Genomic DNA, 2,948 nt, shown 5'->3' with positions numbered 1-2,948 from the left:
TGACAAGAGGTAGACTTCTCCTCATTCTCTAAGCAAAGGAAGAAATTTTCTTTTTGTTCCAAATAGCCTTTGAAAAGCTACATTGTGTTGCTTTTTTCGTCCGTAACCCCATGTTAGACGCTCAAAAAACGCCTTATCTAGCCTTACAATTTCCTCATTTCTTTTCACCTAAAAACAAAAAATCTAAATCAGCTCTAATTAAAAAGACCAGCTTCATTTATGAAGTTGGTCTTTTTAATTAAGGGATTCCTAATCCTCTCACTATTATTTAATAAAGTATATATTCAAGCCTATTTTTCCTCTCCAAAAATAATCTTTGTATTTTCCCTGTTCCAACCCATCCACCTTATCGCTAAAGATATAATTATAACTTACGCCAGTATTCAACCCCATCCGCTTGTTTAGCAAAAATTCCATTCCCACTTCTCCCGAGGTATGTTGATACCAATGATCCAGTTCTTTTAAATCAAATTTCGGTTCCACATTGGTAACCCCAAAACCAGCTTTAAAATATGGGGTATAAGCATCCATGGGATAGACCCTATAAATTCCCCCAAATTCAATGTAACTAAAAGTCTGAGCTTTCATCCCTTTATTGGCAAATCGCCCCTGTCCCAGGGAAAAAGTAGCGGCGAAGGACCTTCCCAAGCCATATAACAGAGATAGTTCCCCTACCGGTTGTAAAATGGCATTTGAATAATCTCCCGCAAATAGAGCCGCACCACCATACATACCAACACCAAAACGAGCACGACGAGGCTGAATCACCCTTCCAAGCAAATCAGTATTCTCCATTTGGACTTTTTCCTGCCTATACTGTTTTATTGCAACTGAAGTTCTGTCTTCTTCATTTTTTAGTTTCCATAGTCCCTCTTCAACCCCTTCAACTACCATTGCCTCTACAGCCTTTTCAATCGCTGCCGTCACCGCCAAAGTAGCGGGTTCATTATAGGTATATCCACTTTCTGCCTCAAGAATATCTTTTACATCCACAAACTTAAACACCCCACCATCAATTTTTTTTGAAAGAATATTCTTAGAGGTGTAGACAGTCTTTAGTACCTTTCCATTTTTGGTAGAAACAGCTCGAAGATAAATAGTCACCCGGTCTTGTCGGTATTGTCCTGATGCACCAATACCCAAATAACGAACACCAGCACCTCCAGTTAACACATTTGCATCGTAAGAAATAATTCCTCCTTCCAATACCACACCGGCATACAAAAGAGGGGGAAGAGCTTGTGCCTTTTCATCATTGGCCTGGGCAAAATTAGCCCGGGTAGAGCGAATGATTTTTCGTTCATTTAATAAATTTGAAAGTCCCTCTCTTTCAATTGGTGTAAACCACCCTGATTTTTCCAAGGCGCGCATTAAAATTGAGGTTGCCCCTTGAGTAACGGCTGTCGACCAACTGGCTCCCACCTCAGAAGGTTTATATTGTCCCGTCTGATCCCTAAAATTATACACTGCCACCACAATCTTATTTTCTGGTTCAGGTAGGGCTTTCAAGGACCTAAATTGTTTGGTCTCACTTCCCAATTGAGCCCCCGTTGGCATCATTGGCTGATAAAGATAGGAAGTACAACTTGTTTGAAAGAAGATAACCCCAATTAACAATAGAAATGACCTGTATATGGAAAAAGATTTATTCATCAGTTCGTTAAAAAATTACTTTAAATTCCTTTGTTTTTCAACTGTTCCTATGCTCAGTAATAAGGAACAACCACAGTAGTCTCACTACCTGATGCCCGATCAAAAATAGTAATCACAGTTCCTTCCAAACTTTCAGCAATATCTACATCCAGTCCTCCCAAATTATAAGACCCCACTTCCAATCCATCTTCTCCAAACTGAGAACTAGTTAACTCTCGCGAAAGGGTATTTAATAATTGGCGCTTTAAGGATTCAGAAAAATCATCAAAAAGTCCTTCTTCCTCTCCAGCCTCTTTTTCCTCTTCATGAGAATTCTGGGCAGTGGCAGAACTCTGCAGCCATTGGTAATTAAAAACTTCTCCCCCAAAAGCAGGATTAATAGGTTTGTAAACAAAATCCTGAGCTTGTACTTTCAAAGAACAAATGCCACTCAACAACCCAATCAAAAAAACAATAACTGATTTATTCATCATTATTTAATTTTGAAAAAATATATATGATCTAAAAAACCCTCTCAAATAATTAAATACCATCCCCTTGCAAATCACCTTCTGCCAGTACCTGTGCCATTTCCATTTTACGAACCAAAAAATTTCTAACAAATCCCACAGCCTGATTGGCCGTTTGCTTCACTATTTCATATCTAGGCTGCAAATTTCGAATAAACACCAGATCTGAATTCACTTTGACAATTACTCTAGTTCCTCTACCTGGAACAGGCTTTTCTGTAATCCTCACTTCGTAATTTCTCGCTCCCCTTGGAGGCGCCCAACTTGTATAAAAAACCTGATAAAATTCCCTTCCCGCTCTGCTCATCGTTTGATCGATAATGAGACCATCAATTTCGATCATTTCCTCACTTACATTTTTCTCATAGGGACTATTTTTATTCTTCTTTTTCCCAGCAGATCCTTGATTAGCTGAATTCCCCTTCTTCTCCAACTGTAACCCCTGTGAAAAACTATTATAAGCTATCCCCAAAAAAAGAATAACAAATAAAAATCTCATATTATATTTTCAAGAAAAATAAACTACAAAAATATTATACATAGTTAAAAAAATGGTTTATAAATTACAAATAAGTAGATACCTGTTTATTCTAAAAAATTCAGTAATTCATAATTAAATATATGATTTTTTAAATATTTTTTTATCTAATTCCTTAGTAAAAACAAAATATTTTTCACCATTCTAATAATTACCTATTATTTAAAAAATTAAACAATCAATATTTAAAATTATTCTTCTATTCCAAAACCCCTCACCTTACCCAAAAGAACATCTTCAAATAACAT

Annotated in this window: 3 protein-coding genes; all 3 read right to left on the bottom strand. The window is 36.6% G+C overall.

Annotated elements, in window-relative coordinates; all coding sequences use genetic code 11:
- Positions 1 to 264: 264 nt before the first annotated feature.
- From E1171_RS03590 to E1171_RS03580, 3 genes are read right to left on the bottom strand one after another with little or no spacing between them, the layout of a single operon-like run.
- Positions 265 to 1,653, bottom strand: coding sequence for a CsgG/HfaB family protein (locus E1171_RS03590; RefSeq protein WP_155204156.1), 1,389 nt, complete (start codon positions 1,651 to 1,653; stop codon positions 265 to 267).
- Between the two features lie 53 nt (positions 1,654 to 1,706).
- The gene (locus E1171_RS03585; RefSeq protein WP_155204153.1) at positions 1,707 to 2,126 is read right to left on the bottom strand and encodes a curli production assembly/transport component CsgF; all 420 of its coding nucleotides are present in this window, start codon (positions 2,124 to 2,126) and stop codon (positions 1,707 to 1,709) included.
- 49 nt (positions 2,127 to 2,175) lie between these two features.
- Entirely contained in the window at positions 2,176 to 2,661 is a 486-nt protein-coding gene (locus E1171_RS03580; protein WP_155204150.1) for a CsgE family curli-type amyloid fiber assembly protein, read from the bottom strand.
- Between the last annotated feature and the right edge of the window lie 287 nt (positions 2,662 to 2,948).

The organism is Xanthovirga aplysinae, from assembly GCF_009711365.1.
Taxonomy (GTDB): domain Bacteria; phylum Bacteroidota; class Bacteroidia; order Cytophagales; family Cyclobacteriaceae; genus Xanthovirga; species Xanthovirga aplysinae.
This window is presented reverse-complemented; position numbering and strand designations above follow the sequence as displayed.

Excerpts from the sequence above, each read along its gene's own strand:
- E1171_RS03580 (WP_155204150.1), bottom strand. The coding sequence starts at position 2,661 with ATGAGATTTTTATTTGTTATTCTTTTTTTGGGGATAGCTTATAATAGT.
- E1171_RS03585 (WP_155204153.1), bottom strand. The coding sequence starts at position 2,126 with ATGATGAATAAATCAGTTATTGTTTTTTTGATTGGGTTGTTGAGTGGC.
- E1171_RS03590 (WP_155204156.1), bottom strand. The coding sequence starts at position 1,653 with ATGAATAAATCTTTTTCCATATACAGGTCATTTCTATTGTTAATTGGG.